Genomic DNA, 19,139 nt, shown 5'->3' with positions numbered 1-19,139 from the left:
CGCCGCGGCGGTCTGAGGGCGGTCAGCCGGTGAAGCGCTGCCAGAGCTCGGTGACGATCGGCCACACGTCACCGGCACGGTCGGCCGAGGCGATCGCCACGGTGACGACCGGGTACGCCGTCACCGCCAGGCTCACCAGCACGGCGAGCACGACGGCGAACACGGTCGTGACGGTGTGCCGACGGGTGAGCCCGAGGACGACCAGGGCGAGGACGACCACCGCGCCGAGCAGGGTCACGAGGGTGACCCGCAGGAACGGGAAGGGGACGAGGCCCGCGGTCGTCGCGGTCACGCCGCCGAGGAACCCGACGAGCGGCAGGTACGCGCCGAGGGCGATCGCGAGCACCAGGACGATGCCGATCCCGGAGGTGATCCAGACGCCCCGCGGCCGGGGCCGGGGCGGACGGGACACACGGCCCCGCCGACCCGACCACACGGCGCTCATCGTCCGGCCTCGGCTCCGCCCGTGTCGGCGTCGTGGTCACGGCGGGTGTCGGCCTCGTCACGGACGACGTCGGCGGCGTGCTCGATGCGGTCGGCGGCTTCGTCGAGGGCGTCGGCGACACGCTCGTCGGTGCTCGCACCGGCGGCGTCGCCGTCCCCGGCATCACGACCACGGACCGCGTCGGCGGCGGAGTCGGCGGCGTCGGACGCGGCGGCGCCGGCGTCGGCCGCTGCGTCGGTCGCGGCGGCTGCGGCGCCGGAGGCCCGGTCACGGACCTCCTCGGAGGCGGAGACGGCGGCGTCCTTCGCGGCACGCACCGCGTCCTTCGCGGCGTCGCCGGCCTCGGACGACTTCTCGGCCGCACGCTCTGCGGCGTCCGACGCGGTCGACCGGGCTGCATCCACGGCGTCGGCGGTACGCTCCCGTGCCGTGTCCGCGGCGTCGGCGATGCGGTCACCAGCGTCGGCGGCGGCATCACGGGCGCGGTCGGCGACGTCGCCTGCGGCGTCCTTCGCCTTGCCGGCGGCCTCGCGCGTGGCGTCGGCGGCGTCCTGTGCGACGTCCTTCGCCCGCTCGGCGACCTCGGCAGCGCCCTCGCGGACGTTCTCCGCGGCCCCGGTGACGGCGTCCTTCGTGCGGTCCACGGCGTCGCCGACGGCGTCCTTGGCCTTGTCGATGGCGGTGGGCTCGTCGTCGAAGGGCCCGTGCACGTCGAGCACGCGGACGTCGACCGTGGCGGTCTGCCCGGCGCCGAGCTGCGAGACCGCGGCGGTCACCTGGCGGCGGACCTCCTCGGCGACCTCGCGGACTGGCTGCGGGTACGTCACGACGAGCGACACGGTGACGTCGAGCGTCCCGTCGACCTCGTCGACCTGCACCCCAGGCGCCCCGGCGGAGCGCCCGAGCTGGGAGCGCACGCGGTCGGCTGCGCGGGCGACGAGTCCGCCCAGGTGGTGGACGCCCGGCACGCCGAGCGCCGTCTCCGCGGCGGTCCGCGCGGCGACCGCGAGGGGGCCGGCGTCCTCGGGGAGCGGAGTGGTGAGTCCGGACGGCAGGTCGACCTCGGTGATCTGCGTCCGGGCGTTCGGATCGTGCTGCATGGCTTCCTCCTCGAACAGGACGGCCGTCGCTCCCGTGACGGGAGCGACGGCCGTCGGCTGCTTACTTCTTGAAGACGTCCTTGATGTCCTCGCCGGTCTGCTTCGTGCTCGCGGCGGCCTGGTCCTTCTTGCCCTCGGCGACCTTGGAGTCGTCGTTGGTGGCGTTGCCGAAGGCCTCCTTCGCCTTGCCGGCGATGTCCTGAGCGGCGTTCTTGATCTTGTCGTCGAGTCCCATGGTGGGTTCCTTCCTGTGTGGGCGGGTGCGCCTTCCGGACGCCCCGGTGGTGGTGGTGCGCTGAGTGGATGGTCCTAGTGGACGCGGGTGGTCTTGGCCAGTGCGGTGCGGGTGCCGCCGGTGAGGTGGACCAGGACCGGGAGTTGCTGGCCGAGGGTGGTGTCCAGGGTGGTGACGGCGTGGTCGACGGCGTCGAGGACGGTGACGGCGTCACCGCCGCGGCGGACGTGGACCCGGATCCGGGCGGCGCGCTGCTGCTTGACGGTGTACGTGTCGACCTTCGCGGCGACGACGTCGTGGACGCCGTCGAGTTCGTGGTCGATGACGTCCCGCACGAGGGCGACGTTCACGGTGACCTGGTCGTCGCCGGTCTTCGTGCGGGCAGCGACGGACGTGCCGCCGCCGCCGCGGGTGAAGACCACGATCAGCGCCAGGATGATCACGACCGCGCACACGGCGGCGATGATCCACAGCGATGCCGCGGGGACGGTGACCTTGTCGGGCAGGGTGAGGTATGGCTGGAGGGCGTCGCGGACGGGGGTGAGGACCCCGGCGCCGATGGTGACCCCGACGATGACCGCGACCAGGCCCAGCAGGAGCAGGATGATGCGGTTCAGGGTGCGGTTGGTGGTGGTCATGCCAGCGTTCCCTTCTGCTCCACGTGCACCTTCACGTGGGTGCCGTGCTTGCCGCCGAGCCGACCGAGACGGTCCTGGACGGCTTGCTGGACGACGTGGGTGTCGACGGGGATGCCGGACAGGGGCACCACCCGCACCTCGGTGCGGTGCCCCCTCGCGGAGGCGCTGGTGTTGGACTCGGGGACGCCCGCGGCGAGGGCTGCTGCGTTCGCGGCGGTGGAAGCCAGGATCCTGGTGTCGATCACGACCGCGCCGCGGTCGTGGTCCACGACCGAGCGGGGCTGCCGGCCGGGCCCCACCGCGAGGACGATCAGGATGATCCCGACGATCACGAGGACTCCGGCGATCACCTCGGCGATGGTCGTGAACGCGGCGTCGGGCTTGAGGGCGGCGTCGACGATGGTCTGCGGGTCGGCCAGCAGCGGGGGCTGGCCGATGGCCTTCAGGACCGCTTCGACGCCGATCCACGCCGCGACCAGGGCGGTGACGATCAGGGTGATCGCGACCGCGGTGGACCGGGACCGGTGCACGCTCCGACGGCGCAGGCGCCGCTCGAGCGAAGAAGTGCTGCTCATCAGTGTCTCCCCTTTACCGGACCCGGTCCTCGTGCTCACGCACGATCCCGGTCAGTTCGATGTGGGCACTGCCCACCTGCCGCCCCGACAACTCCGACACCCGCGAGCGGACCCGCTCGGCGGCGGCCGAAGCCGCTCCGAGGACGTCCGCCTGGGCGCGGATGGGGCCGGTGACGTCCAGCGCCAGGGCGCCGGCGTGGTCACCGAGTCCGACACGGACTCGCTTCGCGGGAGCGCCGAGCCGTTCGGCTGCGACTGCCCGGGCGAGGGCGGTCAGTGCACGAGCGGTGATCTCGACGCGGCCCGGGACGGAGCTCTGGGCGAGGCCCTCCGGGCCGGCGTTCACCGGGAGCTCCGGCGTCCGGTCAGCACGTCGGTCAGGGCACCGCGGTCGATCTTGCCCGAGCTGATCGCGGCCACGAGGGCACCGATCGCACCGAACACGATCACCAGGACGAAGCCCCAGAAACCGAACTGCAGGGCCACGACGGCCAGGATGGCGCCGATCAGGGCGCCGACGAGTGTGTTACTCAACGCGCGACTCCTTCTTGTCCTCGTTGTCGTCGTCGTCACCCGGGATGTGGACGTCCTGGACGGTCACGTTGACCTCCGCGACCTCCATGCCGACGATCTGCGTGAGGGCACGGGCGACCGAGGAGCGGACGCCGTCGGCGACCTGCTGCAGCGACACGGGGTACTCGGCGACGATCACCACGTCGGCGGCGACCTGCTTCTCGCCGACCTCGACCTTGACGCCCTGGCCGTAGTCGCGCTGGCCGATCGCGTCGCGCAGGGCGCCGATCGCACGGGCCGCGCCGTTGCCGAGGGAGTGGACCCCGTTGACCTCGCGGGCGGCGATGCCGGCGACCTTCGAGACGACGGTGTCGTCGATCGTGGTCTTGCCCGAGGTCGAACCCGAGGCGTGCGAGCCGGTCGCGCGGGCGGCGGTGGTGGCGGGGGTGGTGTTCGTGGTGTCAGCCATTGGTTGCTCCTTCCGAGGTGTCCGCCGGGCGATCCCAGCGGATGCTGTTCACGAGTGGGACGGACTGCCACCGAGGTTCGTCACGCTCGGTTCAGCGGTTCCAGAGAACTTCCAGCCAGGACGCCAGAACGGCGGTTCTCGATGTACCCCGTGAGCGGAGGCTCAGGCCCGGCCGCCGATTCCGGCCCGGGTGTTGCGCCGTGCAGCGGAGCGGAGGGCGCGCACGTACGCCATGGGGGACTGCCCGCACTCCTCCTGGAAGAGCTGCTGCAGCCGGCGCGGTCGCACACCGGCGGCCTCGGCGATCTGCTCGACCGTCAACTCGGCGTCGACGTGCCGTTCGATGTGCGCCACGGCCCGTCGCACCCGCCAGGACGACCGGCCCGTCTCGGGCTGCGCCGCGCGCGACGCCCGCAGGGTCGCGGCCGGGTCCTCGCCGAAGCGCTCCCGGTACGCCGCAGCGAAGCGCCCCGGGTTCGTGAAGCCCCACTGCCGCGCGATCGGGGTCACGCCGTCGTCGCCGGCGGCGTGCAGGAGTGCCCGGCGGACGCAGTCCAGGCGGTGGTCGCGGAGGAACCGGTTCGGCGTCGTCCCGAGGGTGCGCGCGAAGACGTCCTGCAGCCCGCGCTGGCTCAGGCCGCACGCGGCGGCGATCTCGGGCACCGAGGGGCGGTCGGCCGCGTGGGCCTCGACGTACCGGATCGCGTCCCGCAGCCGGTTCGCGACGGGGACGTCGTCCCCGCGGTTCCGCACCGGGAAGGTGTCGAGGACGACGGTCGCCAGCCGTCGGTTGAGCGCCGTGCGCATCGGGCCGACCACGCGGTCGTCGAGGAGCGCCGGCGCGAGGTCCTGCACGAGCCGCCGCAGTGGTTCACGCTGGGCGACGGCCTCGTCCTGCTGGTCGAACAGGAGCGGCCCGGACGGCAGCCGGTAGCCGAGCTCGTCGCCGACGGACCGCAGGAAGGCGTCGGACAGGTGCAGGCCGTTGTAGACGGTGTCCGCCGACTCGAACCGGTAGGCCTCGGACGCCGAGGCGATGTAGGCGCTGCCCGGCTCGATGACCCGGGACCGGTCCGCGAAGTGCATCTCGAGCAGGCCCTTGGTGAGCCAGAAGACCACGTGGTCGTCGCGCGGCCCGATGACGCCGCCCCGCCGCCCGCCCTCGGAGCGCATGGTCCGCAGCGTGAGGTCGTCGTCGCCCACGATCGTGTACTCGTAGTGGGTCCCCTCGGTCACGAAGGTGTCCGTCCCGAGGTCACGACCGTTGTACTCCGCGGAGAAGATCCGCTCGTACGAGGTGCCGTCGCCGTCGGTGAACCGCAGTCGGCGGAATCCGTTCGTCGACGAGGTGCTCACCCGCGCATCATGACAGCACTGTCCGGGAACCGCGCTGACGACTACGGATCGCGGACCGCAGACAGGCCCGGACACCCCCGGCCGGGAGGCACGTGGCGGGCCCGCCACGTGCCTCCCGGCCGATCCGCAGCACCTGCGCAAACCGCACGCGGAATACCCCAGGGGGGTACCATGTTGCCCATGCCGGAGGACAGCATGCACGACCACGCGCACGTCGGGTACATCGACGACAAGGACGACCTGCTCAAGCGGCTCCGCCGCGCCGAGGGGCAGGTGCGCGGCATCGCGCGCATGGTCGAGGACGAGACGTACTGCATCGACGTCCTCACCCAGATCTCCGCGGCCAACCGCGCGCTCGAGCGCGTGGCGCTGTCGCTGCTCGAGGACCACCTGCGGCACTGCGTCGCCGAGGCGGTCGCCGAGGGCGGCGACGCCGCCGACGCCAAGGTGCGCGAGGCGAGCGACGCGATCGCCCGCCTCGTGCGCTCCTGACCACCCCTGCTGACGATCACTGATGCACCGACCGGAAGGAACCCCATGAGCACCGAGACCCTCGCCGTCACCGGCATGACCTGCGAGCACTGCGTGGCGAGCGTCACCGAGGAGGTGTCCGAACTCGAGGGCGTCACCGACGTCGCGGTCGAGCTCGTGCCGGGCGGCTCCTCGGCCGTGACCGTCACCTCCGACCGTCCGCTCGACCCCGCGGCCGTGCGCGCCGCCGTCGCCGAGGCGGGCTACGAGGTCGTGGCGCGGTGAGCGACGGGGTCGTCGAGCTCGACATCACCGGCATGACCTGCGCCTCGTGCGTGAACCGGATCGAGCGCAAGCTCGGCAAGCTCCCGGGGGTCACGGCGACGGTGAACTACGCCACGGAACAGGCGCAGGTCGAGGTCGCCGGCCCGGACGCGGCGGACACCGCCGCCCTCATCGCCGCGGTCGAGGCCGCCGGGTACGGCGCGACCGTGCACGCGCAGGCGGCACCCGAGTCGGACGGCGAGGCCCCGCCCGCTGATCCGACCGCGGCCCTGCGGCAGCGACTCCTGGTGTCCGCGGCGCTCGCGGTGCCCGTCGTGCTGCTCTCGATGGTGCCCGTGCTGCAGTTCCCGAACTGGCAGTGGGCAGCGCTCGCCCTCGCGGCCCCCGTCGCGGTGTGGGGTGCCCTGCCCTTCCACCGTGCGGCGTGGACGAACGCGCGCCACGGTGCGGCGACCATGGACACCCTGGTCAGCGTCGGGGTGGGCGCGGCGTTCCTCTGGTCGCTGTACGCGCTGTTCCTCGGCGACGCCGGGCGGCCGGGGATGCACATGGCGTTCTCGTGGTTCGCGACCGACCCCGAGGCGAGCGACCTTTACCTCGAGGTCGCGGCGGCCGTGACCGTCTTCATCCTCGCCGGGCGGTACATGGAGGCCCGCGCCAAGCAGCGCTCGGGCGAGGCGCTGCGTGCGCTGCTCGCCCTCGGAGCGAAGGACGCCTCGGTGCTCCGCGACGGTCCCGGTGGCCCGGTCGAGCAGCGGGTCCCGACCGCCTCGCTCGTCGTCGGTGACGTCGTGGTCGTCCGACCGGGGGAGCGGATCCCGAGCGACGGCGTCGTCCGGGACGGCTCCTCGGCGGTCGACCTCGGCATGCTCACCGGCGAGTCCGTCCCCGTCGAGGTCCGGCCGGGCGGCCGTGTGACCGGGGCGACCGTCAACGTGGGCGGTCGGCTCGTGGTCGAGGTCACCGCGGTCGGCGCCGACACCGAGCTCGCGCGGATGGGCAAGCTCGTCGAGGACGCGCAGACCGGCAAGGCCGCGGTGCAGCGCCTGGCCGACCGGGTCTCCGCCGTGTTCGTGCCCGTCGTCATCGGACTCGCCGTCGTCGCGTTCGTCGGGTGGCTCGTCGCGGGCGGCTCGGTGACGGCCGCCTTCACCGCGGCCGTCGCGACGCTCATCATCGCCTGCCCGTGCGCCCTCGGCCTGGCGACCCCGACGGCACTGCTCGTCGGGACCGGTCGGGGATCGCAGCTCGGCATCCTGATCGGTGGACCGCAGGCACTCGAGCGGACCCGGACGGTCGACACGATCGTGCTCGACAAGACCGGCACCGTGACGACCGGCGAGATGACGGTCCGGGACGTGCGGGCCGTCGCGTCGGCCGAGGCCGCCACGGTGCTCGCGCTCGCGGCGTCCGTCGAGGACGGCTCCGAGCACCCCGTCGGCCGCGCCGTGGTCGAGGCGGCACGCGTCCGGGGGCTCGACGCGCCCCGCGCGGCGGACTTCCGCGCGGTCCCCGGTGCCGGCGTGCAGGCGCTCGTCGAGACCGGGGACGCCGCCGAGGTCGTGCTCGTCGGCACCGCGTCCTGGCTGGTGTCGGACTGGGCGGTCGCGCTCCCCGACGACCTCGCTGCCGCCGTGTCCGCAGCCGAGACCGCCGGCGGCACCGCGGTCGTGGTCGCCCGCGGTGGCGCCGCCCTCGGAGTCGTCGTGGTCGGCGACACCGTCAAGCCCGAGGCCGCCGACGCGGTCCGGCGCTTCCGGGAGCTCGGGCTCCGCCCGGTCCTGCTGACCGGCGACAACGCGGGTGCCGCCCGTGCGGTCGCCGAACAGGTCGGCATCGACGAGGTGCACGCCCGGGCCACACCGGCGTCGAAGCTCGAGACCGTCCGGCGGTTGCAGGCCGAGGGACGGACCGTGGCGATGGTCGGCGACGGCGTGAACGACGCGGCGGCCCTGGCGGCGGCCGACCTCGGGATCGCGATGGGCGCCGGCACCGACGCGGCGATCGCGGCGAGCGACATCACGGTGGTGAGCGGCCGACTGAACGTCGTCGCCGACGCGGTCCGGCTCGCGCGGGCGACGCTGCGGACGATCCGGGGCAACCTGTTCTGGGCGTTCGCGTACAACGTCGCGGCGATCCCGCTCGCGATGGCGGGGCTGCTCAACCCGGTGCTGGCCGGTGCGGCGATGGCGTTCTCGTCGGTCTTCGTCGTGACGAACAGCCTGCGGCTCCGCCGGTTCGCCGCTCGGTCCTGACCGCAGCGACTCCCGGTGTGGGCGGTCGCGCGCGGTGCGCGGCTCCACCTGCGGGCCGGTCGCGCCTGGCGGTCGGCTCCCGCGGGACCGGTCGCGGACGTCCTGGAGGCGCTGCTCGCGGGACGCGCGTGGCGGACGCAGGTCGTGCCTCCCGTCCGGCGGTTCCTGCCCATCGCACGTGACGTGGGATGCAGGACCGCGCGTCGGAGGACGGAAGGTCCGGCACCCGATGCGCGGAACGGTCACCCGTGCGCGGAACGGTCCGCCACGAGCGGAACGGCCGCTGTGCGCGCGCCTGTACCGACGGCACTACGCTCGGGAGTGGTCCGCGACGCAGCGCTGCGGTGACCCGCGGGCTCGATTGATCGAACGCGATCCCAGGAGGACCGAAGTGACCGAATCTGCTCCCGTCGACCCCACGTCGACCGACGGCTGGAAGAAGCTCGCCGGCATCGCCGACGGCTTCACCCCCGACCTGCGCGGTTGGTTCGACAGCGACCCCGGTCGTGCCGAGCAGTACACGTTCCAGGCCGCCGACCTGACCGTCGACCTGTCCAAGGGCCTCGTGACGCCCGAGATCCTCGACGCGCTGCTCGAGGTCGCGAAGGACACGAAGGTCGCCGAGCGTTTCCGTGCGATGCTCGCCGGCGAGCACATCAACGTGACCGAGGACCGCGCCGTCCTGCACACCGCGCTCCGTCGTCCGAAGGGCATCGAGCCGGCGCTCGTCGTGGACGGCCAGGACGTCGACGCCGATGTGCACGCCACCCTCGACAAGGTCTACGCGTTCGCCGAGCAGGTCCGCTCCGGCGCCTGGACCGGCGTCTCGGGCAAGCGCATCGAGACCGTCGTGAACATCGGCATCGGCGGCTCGGACCTCGGGCCGGTCATGGTCTACGAGGCCCTGAAGCCGTACGTGCAGCCCGGGCTCGAGGCGCGCTTCGTCTCGAACATCGACCCCGCCGACATCTACGAGAAGACCGCGGACCTCGACCCCGAGACCACGCTCTTCATCGTCGCGTCGAAGACCTTCGGCACCCTCGAGACCCTGACGAACGCCCGCCTGGCGCGCCAGTGGCTCTGGGAGCGGCTCGGCCTGACCGACGCGTCCGAGGACGAGAAGTCGAACGCCGTCGCGAAGCACTTCGTCGCCGTGTCGACCGCGCTCGACAAGGTCGCCGCGTTCGGCATCGACCCGGAGAACGCCTTCGGCTTCTGGGACTGGGTGGGCGGCCGCTACTCGGTCGACTCCGCCATCGGGACCTCGGTCGTGATCGCCATCGGCAAGGAGAACTGGGAGCAGTTCCTCGCCGGCTTCCACGCCATCGACGAGCACGTCCGCACCACCCCGCTCGAGCAGAACGTCCCCGTCCTGATGGGCCTGCTCAACGTCTGGTACACGAACTTCCTCGGCGCCCAGAGCCACGCGGTCCTGCCGTACACGCAGTACCTGCACCGCTTCGCCGCGTACCTGCAGCAGCTCACGATGGAGTCGAACGGCAAGCGCGTCCGCTGGGACGGCAGCCCGGTCACGACGGACACCGGCGAGGTCTTCTGGGGCGAGCCCGGCACGAACGGTCAGCACGCGTTCTACCAGCTCATCCACCAGGGCACGCGCCTGATCCCGGCGGACTTCATCACGGTCGCGAAGCCGGCCCGTCCGCTCAAGGACGAGTCCGGCGACGGGAAGGCCGTGCAGCCGGGCCAGGACGTGCACGCCCTGTTCCTCGCGAACTTCTTCGCGCAGACGAAGGCGCTCGCGTTCGGCAAGACCGCCGACGAGGTCCGCGCCGAGGGCACCACGGACGAGGGGATCGTCGCGGCCCGCACCTTCACCGGCAACAAGCCGTCGACGTCGATCCTCGCGCCGGAGCTCACCCCGAGCGTCCTCGGCCAGCTCATCGCGCTCTACGAGCACATCGTGTTCACCGAGGGCACCATCTGGGGCATCGACTCGTTCGACCAGTGGGGCGTGGAGCTCGGCAAGCAGCTCGCGCTGCAGATCGCCCCGGCGGTCGACGGCGACCAGTCCGCGCTCGACGCGCAGGACTCGTCGACCAAGGCGCTCATCGCGAAGTACCTGGAGCTGCGCGGCTAGACCGCGTCACCCCGAGACGGACTGGCGCGCCCCGCTCAGTGACGACGCGAAGCGTCGTGCGGGGCGCGCCGACCGAGCCTGCGAGGGCGCGTGGCGGGTCCGCCACGCGCCTCCCGTCCGTCTGCCGAGGTCAGCGACCGAGCGGGTCGAGGTTCAGCGACGTGTCCTGGTAGAGCTCCTGGTCGTCACCGAAGACCTGCAGCCCCTGGTTCAGCCAGACGAGGTCCTTCACGGTGATCCCGAACCGGAGCGCGACGTCCGCGATGAGGTCCCCGGACCGCACCGTGTAGGCCTTCGGCGCTCCGGACGCCGTCGTCGCCGTGACCGGACCCGAGGCGTTCGCCCGCACGCCGCCGTCCACCGGGTGCACGTTCGTCTGCCGTGCGGGCACGGACCACCGCACCGTCGAGACGGCGAGCACCTTGTCGAGCGCGATCTCGACGGGGACGTCCTGCCCCTGCGCGGCGGCCGAGGCGACGACGAGCTCGGTGAGCCCGGACGGGTCGACGCCGGAGCCGTCCAGCGGGACGTCGACCGACTGCGGCCCGGACGTCGGTCCGCCGAGGACGTGGTCCCCGACGCCGTGGTACGTCAGGGCGTCACCGACCTGACGGGCCTTCTCGAAGAACCCGACCCCCACGGGCACCGGCAGCGTCGAGGTGAAGCCCGTGTACTGCGCCGTGAAGGTGTCGTCGCCGTCGGCCACGACCCGGAGGTGGAAGTGGATGCTGCCCTTGGGCGATGCGACGTCGGCCTCGGTGAGCACGGTCCCGGCCGGGATCGGCGTGAGCTCGGGGTCGGGCGCCGCGGCCTCGGTCGGGGCGGGGGTCGGCACGCGCGGGGTGGCGGAGGCGGCCAGTCGCTCGGCGTCGGACGTGCCGTCGGCGGTCGCGGACGGCGTGGGGGTCGCGGTGGCCGACGCCGTCGCCGGGTCCGAGGGCACCGGGAGCGCTCCGTCGGACCCGCGCAACAGCGAGCAGCCGGACAGTGCGACCAGGGTCAGTGCAGCGACGCTGATCGCGGCCGTTCGGTTCATGATTCCCCCTCGGGTCCGAGCGTACCGAGCCGCTCGCGACTGCACGAGTCCGAGGTGCACGGATGTGTCGCCGGACCCATGCTGTCGGTCGGAGCGGCTACCGTCGAGGGCATGGACCGCCACGAGATCCTCGCCGCCGCCGCAGCCGCCCACGCCGCACGGATCGCGGCCGCCGGCGGGGACGCCACCGACGCCCGACAGCGTGCCGAGGCGGTCGCCGGTCGGGAGCCCGGGTCGGACGCCGCCGACGCTGCCCGGTCGGTCGAGCGCCGTCGCGCGGGAGAGGTCGAGCGCGCGGCCTCGCGGACCGAGGGCGCCCTGTCCGACTGGCACCGGATGGGCACCCGCCGCGGGGTCACACCGGACGACCAGCTCCGGAGCGCGTGGGCCGTCACCGGCGTCCCGGAGTCCGGCGACGCCCGGGCACTCGCGAACGTCCTGCTGTCCACCGCCGGGCACGCGGGACGGGTGGCGGACGCCGCGCGGCGGAACCCGGCGCTCGCGGGGGCTGCGAGTGCCGCGGCCCGTCGGACGGTGCGGCGGTACACGGACCACGGAGCGGGCATGGCCTCGCTCGGGGACGTCCTGGGCGACGGGGCGACGGCAGCCGAGTAGCGCGCCGTGGCGCGGTGACGGTCACGGCTGTGCGGTGCCGTGCGTCTCGACTGGACCGAGGTGCGTTGTGACTCCGCACAACCGGAAGCAGCTCGCGCCACGGGCTTCCGTGGCGCGACGTGCTTCCGGTTGTGCCGAACGTCCCGGCCGGGTCGGTCGGCCGCCGACCGATCTACCGACCACCCGCCGGCCGTGGCGCGCGCCCGGGTGAATGGACCGCTCCCGCGCTGATCGGGGCTTTCGTGGAGCGATCCAAACGTCAGATTGGCTTAATGTGTGATTGACAGGACATGAAACGGGGCTACCATCGGTCCCACGCGAAGACGCGCGATCACCCGACGAAGGAGTCACCGCATGGTCGACATCAAGCCGACAGCACCGAAGGTCGCACTGCCCCCGGTGGGCACCGGCCCGCACCGTCGCCGCCTCGGCGTCCTGGCCCTCGTCGCCACGTTCGGCGGCCTGCTGTTCGGCTACGACACCGGCGTGATCAACGGTGCTCTGCTGCCCATGAAGCAGGAGCTCGGGCTGACGAACCTCACCGAGGGTGTCGTCACCAGCTCCCTGCTGTTCGGCGCCGCGATCGGCGCGATGCTCGGCGGCCGGATCGCCGACGGGTGGGGGCGTCGCGGGACGATCATCGCCCTGGCCGTCACGTTCTTCCTCGGCACGCTCATCTGCGTCGCCGCCCCGACCTTCGGCGTGATCGTCGTCGGCCGTGTGCTGCTCGGTCTCGCGGTGGGCGGCGCCTCGACCGTGGTGCCGGTGTTCCTGGCCGAACTCGCCCCGTACGAGATCCGCGGATCGCTGTCGGGTCGCAACGAGTTGATGATCGTGATCGGCCAGCTCGCGGCCTTCCTGGTCAACGCCGTCATCGGCAACCTGTGGGGCGAGGGCAACGGCGTCTGGCGCATCATGCTCGCCGTCTGCGCGCTCCCCGCGATCGCCCTGTTCGTCGGCATGCTCCGCGTCCCCGAGTCGCCCCGCTGGCTGGCGTCGAAGGGCCGCAACGACGAGGCGCTCGCCGTCCTGTCGCAGATCCGCTCCGAGGAGCGCGCGGTCGCCGAGCTCGAGGACATCAAGCGGACGAACGAGTTCGAGGCGACGGTCCAGCGCGAGAGCGGCTGGCGCGTGCTGCTCGGCAACAAGTGGCTCATCCGCATCGTGCTCATCGGCGCCGGCCTCGGTGTCGCCCAGCAGCTGACCGGCATCAACTCGATCATGTACTACGGGCAGACCGTGCTGATCGAGTCGGGCTTCCAGGCGTCGGCGGCGCTCATCGCCAACATCGCACCCGGCGTGATCGCCGTCGTCGGTGGCGTGATCGCCCTCGCGAACATGGAGCGGATCAACCGTCGCACCACGCTCATCATCGGCTTCACGCTGACGACGGTCTGCCACTTCCTGATCGGCATCGCCTCGGTCGCGCTGCCCGGGGGCAACCCGGCACGCCCCTGGGTGATCCTGTTCCTCGTCGTCGCGTTCGTCGGCTCGATGCAGACCTTCCTGAACATCGCCGTCTGGGTGGTCCTGTCCGAGATCTTCCCGACGCAGATCCGGGCGCTCGGCATGGGCATCGCGGTGTTCTGCCTCTGGATCGCGAACGCGTTCCTCGGGCTGTACTTCCCGACGATCGTCGCCGCCACCGGGATCACGGGGACGTTCTTCGGCTTCGGCGTCGTCGGCCTGCTGGCGCTGTTCTTCATCTGGAAGTTCGTCCCGGAGAGCCGCGGGCGCACCCTCGAGGAGGTCGAGGAGGGCGTCACCACCGGCAACATCTTCGTGGTCGACAAGAAGCAGGTGCGCGGCTGACGGACGCGCGCACGGGACGGACGGGAGGCGCGGTGCCAGCGGGCACCGCGCCTCCCGTCCGTCTGCCGGTCACCCGGGGGACGCGAGCCCGGGAACCGACGTCGGTGGCGTCGGTACGCTCGGCGGTTGTACGGGTACAACCATGCGCGGAGGGTGGACAGGGTGACCGGACTGCAGGTGGCGGACCTCCCGCCCGCGCTCACGGCCGTCTGCGCCGTCCTGCTCGTCGTGGCGGTCGGCTGCGCCGCGTTCGTGGCCGTCGACGTCGTCCGCCACCCACCGCACATGCGGGTGATGGCGCTCGTCTGGCCGCTCACGATGCTGTTCGGCAGCGTCGTGTGGCTCGTCTTCTACCTGCGCCGCGGCCGGGCGACCGTCGACGGACACGGCCGCTGGGCGGGTACCGCGATCGACACGAGCCACTGCGGTGCCGGGTGTGCGCTCGGCGACCTGGTGGGGGAGTTCGGGCTCGTCGCGTTCCCGGCACTCGGTACCCTCGTCGGGCTCGGCTCGCTGTACCGGGACCCGATCTTCGCGGGCTGGATCATCGACTTCGTGATCGCCTTCGTGGTGGGGATCGCGTTCCAGTACGCGGCCATCGCCCCGATGCGCGGGCTCGGGTGGCGGGACGGGCTGGTCGCCGCGCTCAAGGCCGACACGCTGAGCATCACGGCGTGGCAGGTCGGGATGTACGGCGTGATGGCGCTGCTGCAGTTCGCGGTGCTGCCGGCGGTCCTGGGCGGTCGGCTCGCGGTGACGACGCCCGAGTTCTGGGTCGCGATGCAGCTGGCCATGGTCGCGGGCTTCGTGTGCTCCTACCCGGTGAACGCGCTCCTGGTGCGGTGGGGGCTCAAGGAGGCGATGTGACCGCCTGCCAGGATGAGGGCATGTCGGAGCACGCTGTCCAGGGGATCGACGAGGTCCTCGCCGCCTCCCGGGGGCTCCTCGGGGTCGTCGCCCGGTCCCTGGCCCCCGCGCTCGAGGACGTCACCGTGCCGCAGTTCCGGCTCATCGTCCTCGTCGTCTCCCTCGGGCCGACGCGCTCCGGCGACCTGGCCGACCGGCTCGCGGTCGGCCCCTCGACCCTGACCCGGAACGTCGACCGGCTCGTCGCGGGCGGCTGGGTCGAGCGGCGTCCCGGCGCCGACAACCGGCGCGAGGTCCGCATCGCCGCCACCGACCGCGGGCGCGCCCTGGTGGACGAGGTGACCGAGCGCCGCCGTCGTGAACTCGAGGCGATCGTCGCGGGGATGCCCGAGCAGGACCGGGCGGTCGCGGTCGCGGGCATGGCGGCGTTCCGCCGGGCGATGGGGGAGCCGGCGCCCGAGGAGGTCTCCGCCTTCGGGGGCTGACGCCGACCGCTCTTGTGGGGAGCGACAGTTGCATGCGTACAATCATTGCTTGTATGCAACTGATCGGAGGACCGTGCCCGCCCGCTTCCCCACCGTCCACGCCCACGTCCGGCTCGCCGGGACCCGCTTCGGGTCCGCGGCGCTCCGCCTCGCACTCCCCGCACTCGTCGTCGGCGCCGGTGCCGGAGCCGCCGCCGTGGTCTTCCGCTGGCTGATCGAGCACGCGACGCTCCTGTTCAGCGGCCACGCCGACTACGCAGCGACGACCGGGCACCCGCCGAACCCCTGGGTCCCGTGGCTCGGCGCCGGGTTCGTCGTCCTCGCCCCGGCCGTCGGTGGACTCCTGTACGGACCACTCATCCAGCGTTTCGCCCGGGAGGCCCGCGGCCACGGCGTTCCCGAGGTGATGTTCGCCATCGCCCGGAACGGCGGCCGGATCCGTGGCGGCGTCGCCGTGGTCAAGGCCCTCGCGAGTGCGATCTGCATCGGGTCGGGCGGCTCGGTCGGCCGCGAGGGGCCGATCATCCAGATCGGTTCGGCGCTCGGCTCGACGATCGGCCGGTGGATGCGGATGCCCGAGGGTCGGCTCCGCACGCTCGTGGCCTGCGGCGCGGCCGGGGGCATCTCGGCGACGTTCAACGCCCCGGTCGCCGGGGTGTTCTTCGCGCTCGAGCTCCTGCTCCGCGACTTCACCCCGACGTCGTTCGGGGCGGTCGCCGTCGCGAGCGTCACGGCGGCCCTGATCGGTCGCGCGGCCTTCGGGGACACGGCCTTCCTGCACCTGCCGACGATCGGCGCCGTGACCCCGCCGGAGTACCTGCTGTTCGCCCTGCTCGGGTTGCTCGCGGGCGCGGTCGGCATCGGCTTCACGCGCGTGCTGTACCTGGTCGAGGACCTCTGCGACGTGGCCTGGCGGGCGACCCGGGGCCCGGAGTGGCTGCGGCCCGTGGTCGGCGGGCTGCTGCTCGGCGCGCTGCTCCTGGTGCTGCCGCAGATGTACGGCGTCGGCTACCCGGTGCTCGAGGACGGGGTCGCCGGTCGGTACGAGCTCGGCTTCCTCGCGGTGCTCGTGGTCGGCAAGGTGCTCGCGACCTCGTTGACGCTCGGCATCGGCGGCTCCGGCGGGGTGTTCGCGCCGTCGCTGTTCGTCGGCGCGATGACGGGCGCGGCCTTCGGCGAGGTCGTGGCGTCGGTGGCGCCCGGGATGCACGGCCAGGTCGGCGCGTTCGCGGTCGTCGGGATGGGTGCGGTGTTCGCCGGGTCGACGCGGGCGCCGATCACGGCGGGGATCATGTTGTTCGAGCTGACGGGTGACTACGCCCTCGTGCTCCCGCTGTTCGTCGCGATCGTCGTCGCCACCGCGGTCTCGCGGGTGCTGTCCCGAGACACGATCTACACGCTCAAGCTCAGCCGCCGCGGGGTGGACCTGACCGACTCGGCACCGCTGCCGACCGAGGGTGCCAGGTCGGACGTGCCCGTCGGTGCGGCGGTCCGGCCGCTCGGACCGGTGCTGCCCGCCACGGCGACCGCGGACGAGGCACTCGCCCGGCTCGGTGCGGCGGACGTGGGGGCGCTGGTCGTCGTGGACGCGGACGGTCGCCTGACCGGGGTGGTGACGGCGCGGTCGGTCGGTGACGCGCTGCTCGCCGACGAGGGCTTCGGCACCCGCGTGGTCGGGGACGTCCTGGCGGACGTCGAGGCCGTCCCGGCCGACGCGCGGCTCGCCGACGTCGTCGAGCGGGTCGTCGACGCCGACGGCGGGACCGGACTGCCGGTCGTGGACGGCGACGGTCGGCCGGTCGGGTGGCTGGGCACCACGGACGCGCTGCGGGCCCTGGTCCCGACCCCGTGACGGACTGGAGGCCCGTGGCGGTGTCGCCACGGGCCTCCAGTCCGTCTGTGGTCCGGACCCGCTACGGGCGCAGGAGGACCTTGCCGACGCGACCGGCGGTGTCGCTGGCGCGGGCGGCGTCACGGGCGTCCTCGAAGACGAAGGTCTCGGAGACGGGGAGCGTCAGCGAGCCGTCGAGCACGCGCGTGATGAGCTCGCCGAAGAGCTGGCCCTTGAGCTCGGCGGGCATCGTCTTGCTGACGACCGCACCCCAGAAGCCCTTGACGGTGAGCTGGCCGAAGATGACCTTGCCCGACGGGATCTCGAGCGTGGGGGAGGCCATCGCACCGAACACGACGAGCGTGCCGTTCTCGCCCAACACCGAGGCGATGTCGCCGGCGGCCTTGCCGCCGACGGACTCGACGCCCGCGACGATCGGGGCGCCGCCGGTGATGGCCGCGACCTGGTCCTTCCAGTCGTCCGCGTCGGTGGCGACGATCCGGTCGATGCCCTGGGCGCGGAGTTCCTCGACGCCCTCGGCGCGACGGACCAGGCCGATCACGTTGATGCCGCGGGCCTTGCCGAGCTGTGCGACCATGCGGCCGACGGCGCCGTTCGCGGCGTTCTGGATGATCCAGTCACCCTCGTGCAGGTCGAGCGAGTGCAGCAGGCTGATCGCGCTGAACGGCATCGAGACGAGCTGCGCGGCGGACTCGTCGTCCATCGCCTCGGGGACCGGGACGAGCCCGGCGGCGTCGGCCACGTAGTACTCGGCCCAGACGCCGAAGGTGCCGCCGGCGACGCGCTGGCCGACCTGCAGGCGGTCGACGCCCTCGCCCAGGGCCTCGACGACGCCGAGCGCCTCGGTGCCGCTGGCTGCGGGCAGCTCGGGCTTGAAGCCGTAGGTGCCGCGGATGGTCCACAGGTCGTGGTTGTGGATCGGGGAGAGGACGGTGCGGACGAGCACCTGGCCGGGGCCGGGCTGCGGGACCGGGCGCTCGGCGACGGTCAGGACGTCGGCGGGCTCACCGAAGGTCTCGTGCACGACGGCGCGCATGGTGGTGGGGGTGGTGTCGGTCATGGGTCAGTCCTCCGAGACGACGATGGTGACGTCGATGTTGCCGCGGGTCGCGTTCGAGTAGGGGCAGACCTGGTGTGCGGCGTCCGCGAGGGCCTGCGCGACGTCGTGCTCGACGTCCGGGATGACGACCTCGAGCATGACGGCGAGCTGGTAGCCGCCCTGGCCGTTCGGGCCGATGGACACGCGGCCGCCGACGGTCGAGTCGGTGATCTTCACCTTCTGCGCGCGGGCGACGCCCTGCAGCGCGGAGTGGAAGCACGCGGCGTAGCCGGCGGCGAAGAGCTGCTCGGGGTTCGCACCGTTGCCGGAGCCGCCCATCTCCTTCGGGATGGCCAGGTCGTGCTCGACGCGGCCGTCGCTGGTGGCGACGTGGCCGTTGCGGCCTTCGCCCGTGGCGAGGGCCTCGGCGGTGTAGAGGACGTCCATGTGGGTCCTTCCTTCCTTCGTGGGGGTCAGTGGGCCGGCGACGCAGGCCCGGGGCCGGGCGTGGGCGCGGCGGCGGGCGCGTCGGCGGCGGCGTGCATGGTGGCCGTCAGGCGCTGCAGGTTCGCGATGAGCTCGAGCGCGGCCCGCTCGTCCGGCAGGCCCATCCCGGCGGCGATGCGCGCGGGGACGTGTGCGAGTTCGGGCCGGATCGAGCGGCCCCGGTCGCCGAGGGTCACGGTGACGACGCGCTCGTCGGTGCTGCGGCGTTCGCGGCGGACCAGGTCGGACTGCTCCATGCGGCGGAGCAGCGGCGAGAGCGTGCCCGAGTCGAGCTGCAGGTGCTCGCCGAGGCTCGACACGGTCTGGTCGCCCTCGATCCACAGGGTCACGAGGACGAGGTACTGCGGGTAGGTCAGGCCCCAGGGCTCGAGCAGCGCGCGGTACGCCTGGGTGGTGGCCCGGGACGCCGCGTACAGCGAGAAGCACACCATCTCGTCGGTCACCGGCATGCCCCCAGTGTGCCACGCAACCCAGTTGTGCACAACC

22 protein-coding genes are annotated in these 19,139 nt (G+C 72.9%); 9 read left to right on the top strand and 13 right to left on the bottom strand.

What is annotated here, in order from left to right; translation table 11 throughout:
- Window positions 1-22: 22 nt before the first annotated feature.
- From LQK89_RS13455 to LQK89_RS13415, 9 genes are all read right to left on the bottom strand, one after another.
- Entirely contained in the window at window positions 23-412 is a 390-nt protein-coding gene (locus LQK89_RS13455) for an MFS transporter permease (protein ID WP_231049400.1), read from the bottom strand.
- Between the two features lie 29 nt (window positions 413-441).
- Complete coding sequence (locus LQK89_RS13450; RefSeq protein ID WP_231049399.1) at window positions 442-1,545, bottom strand: Asp23/Gls24 family envelope stress response protein; 1,104 nt, start codon at window positions 1,543-1,545, stop codon at window positions 442-444.
- Between the two features lie 61 nt (window positions 1,546-1,606).
- On the bottom strand, window positions 1,607-1,780 hold the full coding sequence (locus LQK89_RS13445) for a CsbD family protein (protein ID WP_058740858.1): 174 nt from the start codon (window positions 1,778-1,780) through the stop codon (window positions 1,607-1,609).
- A gap of 74 nt (window positions 1,781-1,854) precedes the next feature.
- Window positions 1,855-2,418, bottom strand: a complete 564-nt coding sequence (locus LQK89_RS13440; protein WP_231049398.1) for an alkaline shock response membrane anchor protein AmaP — start codon at window positions 2,416-2,418, stop codon at window positions 1,855-1,857.
- On the bottom strand, window positions 2,415-2,993 hold the full coding sequence (locus LQK89_RS13435; RefSeq protein ID WP_231049397.1) for a DUF6286 domain-containing protein: 579 nt from the start codon (window positions 2,991-2,993) through the stop codon (window positions 2,415-2,417). Before LQK89_RS13435 ends, LQK89_RS13440 begins: the two co-directional genes overlap by 4 nt.
- Window positions 2,994-3,006: 13 nt before the next feature.
- Window positions 3,007-3,339, bottom strand: coding sequence for a hypothetical protein (locus LQK89_RS13430; protein WP_114850590.1), 333 nt, complete (start codon window positions 3,337-3,339; stop codon window positions 3,007-3,009).
- On the bottom strand, window positions 3,336-3,527 hold the full coding sequence (locus tag LQK89_RS13425) for a DUF2273 domain-containing protein (RefSeq protein WP_022902999.1): 192 nt from the start codon (window positions 3,525-3,527) through the stop codon (window positions 3,336-3,338). Before LQK89_RS13425 ends, LQK89_RS13430 begins: the two co-directional genes overlap by 4 nt.
- Window positions 3,520-3,975, bottom strand: a complete 456-nt coding sequence (locus tag LQK89_RS13420; protein ID WP_114850588.1) for an Asp23/Gls24 family envelope stress response protein — start codon at window positions 3,973-3,975, stop codon at window positions 3,520-3,522. Before LQK89_RS13420 ends, LQK89_RS13425 begins: the two co-directional genes overlap by 8 nt.
- A gap of 162 nt (window positions 3,976-4,137) precedes the next feature.
- Entirely contained in the window at window positions 4,138-5,331 is a 1,194-nt protein-coding gene (locus tag LQK89_RS13415; RefSeq protein WP_144804875.1) for a helix-turn-helix transcriptional regulator, read from the bottom strand.
- Window positions 5,332-5,511: 180 nt separating this feature from the next.
- Between LQK89_RS13415 and LQK89_RS13410 the strand changes: the two genes are divergently transcribed.
- The 4 genes from LQK89_RS13410 (at window position 5,512) to pgi (ending at window position 10,440) form a co-directional block, all read left to right on the top strand.
- Window positions 5,512-5,823: a metal-sensitive transcriptional regulator gene (locus LQK89_RS13410; protein ID WP_174777589.1), complete on the top strand. Its 312-nt coding sequence runs from the start codon at window positions 5,512-5,514 to the stop codon at window positions 5,821-5,823.
- 45 nt (window positions 5,824-5,868) lie between these two features.
- On the top strand, window positions 5,869-6,087 hold the full coding sequence (locus tag LQK89_RS13405) for a heavy-metal-associated domain-containing protein (RefSeq protein ID WP_114850586.1): 219 nt from the start codon (window positions 5,869-5,871) through the stop codon (window positions 6,085-6,087).
- The gene (locus LQK89_RS13400; RefSeq protein WP_231049396.1) at window positions 6,084-8,342 is read left to right on the top strand and encodes a heavy metal translocating P-type ATPase; all 2,259 of its coding nucleotides are present in this window, start codon (window positions 6,084-6,086) and stop codon (window positions 8,340-8,342) included. Before LQK89_RS13405 ends, LQK89_RS13400 begins: the two co-directional genes overlap by 4 nt.
- A 391-nt stretch (window positions 8,343-8,733) precedes the next feature.
- Window positions 8,734-10,440 (top strand): glucose-6-phosphate isomerase, encoded by a 1,707-nt coding sequence (gene pgi, locus LQK89_RS13395; RefSeq protein ID WP_058742471.1) that lies wholly within the window; start codon window positions 8,734-8,736, stop codon window positions 10,438-10,440.
- 130 nt (window positions 10,441-10,570) lie between these two features.
- Here the strand turns inward: pgi and LQK89_RS13390 are convergent, their stop codons facing one another.
- Window positions 10,571-11,476, bottom strand: coding sequence for a LysM peptidoglycan-binding domain-containing protein (locus tag LQK89_RS13390; protein WP_058742472.1), 906 nt, complete (start codon window positions 11,474-11,476; stop codon window positions 10,571-10,573).
- 111 nt (window positions 11,477-11,587) lie between these two features.
- Here LQK89_RS13390 and LQK89_RS13385 point away from each other — a divergent pair, with 111 nt between their 5' ends.
- The 5 genes from LQK89_RS13385 to LQK89_RS13365 all read left to right on the top strand — a co-directional run bounded on the left by LQK89_RS13385 (window position 11,588) and on the right by LQK89_RS13365 (window position 17,107).
- Window positions 11,588-12,091 (top strand): hypothetical protein, encoded by a 504-nt coding sequence (locus LQK89_RS13385; protein ID WP_141862700.1) that lies wholly within the window; start codon window positions 11,588-11,590, stop codon window positions 12,089-12,091.
- Between the two features lie 354 nt (window positions 12,092-12,445).
- Window positions 12,446-13,903: a sugar porter family MFS transporter gene (locus LQK89_RS13380; protein ID WP_231049395.1), complete on the top strand. Its 1,458-nt coding sequence runs from the start codon at window positions 12,446-12,448 to the stop codon at window positions 13,901-13,903.
- A 162-nt stretch (window positions 13,904-14,065) separates the two neighbouring features.
- Entirely contained in the window at window positions 14,066-14,770 is a 705-nt protein-coding gene (locus tag LQK89_RS13375) for a DUF4396 domain-containing protein (protein ID WP_231049394.1), read from the top strand.
- Between the two features lie 20 nt (window positions 14,771-14,790).
- Window positions 14,791-15,255: a MarR family winged helix-turn-helix transcriptional regulator gene (locus LQK89_RS13370; RefSeq protein WP_058742475.1), complete on the top strand. Its 465-nt coding sequence runs from the start codon at window positions 14,791-14,793 to the stop codon at window positions 15,253-15,255.
- Between the two features lie 49 nt (window positions 15,256-15,304).
- Complete coding sequence (locus LQK89_RS13365; protein WP_231049393.1) at window positions 15,305-17,107, top strand: chloride channel protein; 1,803 nt, start codon at window positions 15,305-15,307, stop codon at window positions 17,105-17,107.
- Between the two features lie 61 nt (window positions 17,108-17,168).
- Here the strand turns inward: LQK89_RS13365 and LQK89_RS13360 are convergent, their stop codons facing one another.
- From LQK89_RS13360 to LQK89_RS13350, 3 genes are read right to left on the bottom strand one after another with little or no spacing between them, the layout of a single operon-like run.
- Complete coding sequence (locus tag LQK89_RS13360; protein ID WP_231050805.1) at window positions 17,169-18,143, bottom strand: zinc-binding dehydrogenase; 975 nt, start codon at window positions 18,141-18,143, stop codon at window positions 17,169-17,171.
- Window positions 18,144-18,170: 27 nt separating this feature from the next.
- On the bottom strand, window positions 18,171-18,593 hold the full coding sequence (locus LQK89_RS13355; protein ID WP_058729284.1) for an organic hydroperoxide resistance protein: 423 nt from the start codon (window positions 18,591-18,593) through the stop codon (window positions 18,171-18,173).
- A 26-nt stretch (window positions 18,594-18,619) separates the two neighbouring features.
- Complete coding sequence (locus LQK89_RS13350; protein WP_231049392.1) at window positions 18,620-19,102, bottom strand: MarR family winged helix-turn-helix transcriptional regulator; 483 nt, start codon at window positions 19,100-19,102, stop codon at window positions 18,620-18,622.
- Between the last annotated feature and the right edge of the window lie 37 nt (window positions 19,103-19,139).

The organism is Curtobacterium sp. C1, from assembly GCF_021049325.1.
Lineage (GTDB): Bacteria > Actinomycetota > Actinomycetes > Actinomycetales > Microbacteriaceae > Curtobacterium > Curtobacterium citreum.
Note: the sequence above shows the minus strand (reverse complement) of the source record. Positions and strands in the feature narration are given on the sequence as shown.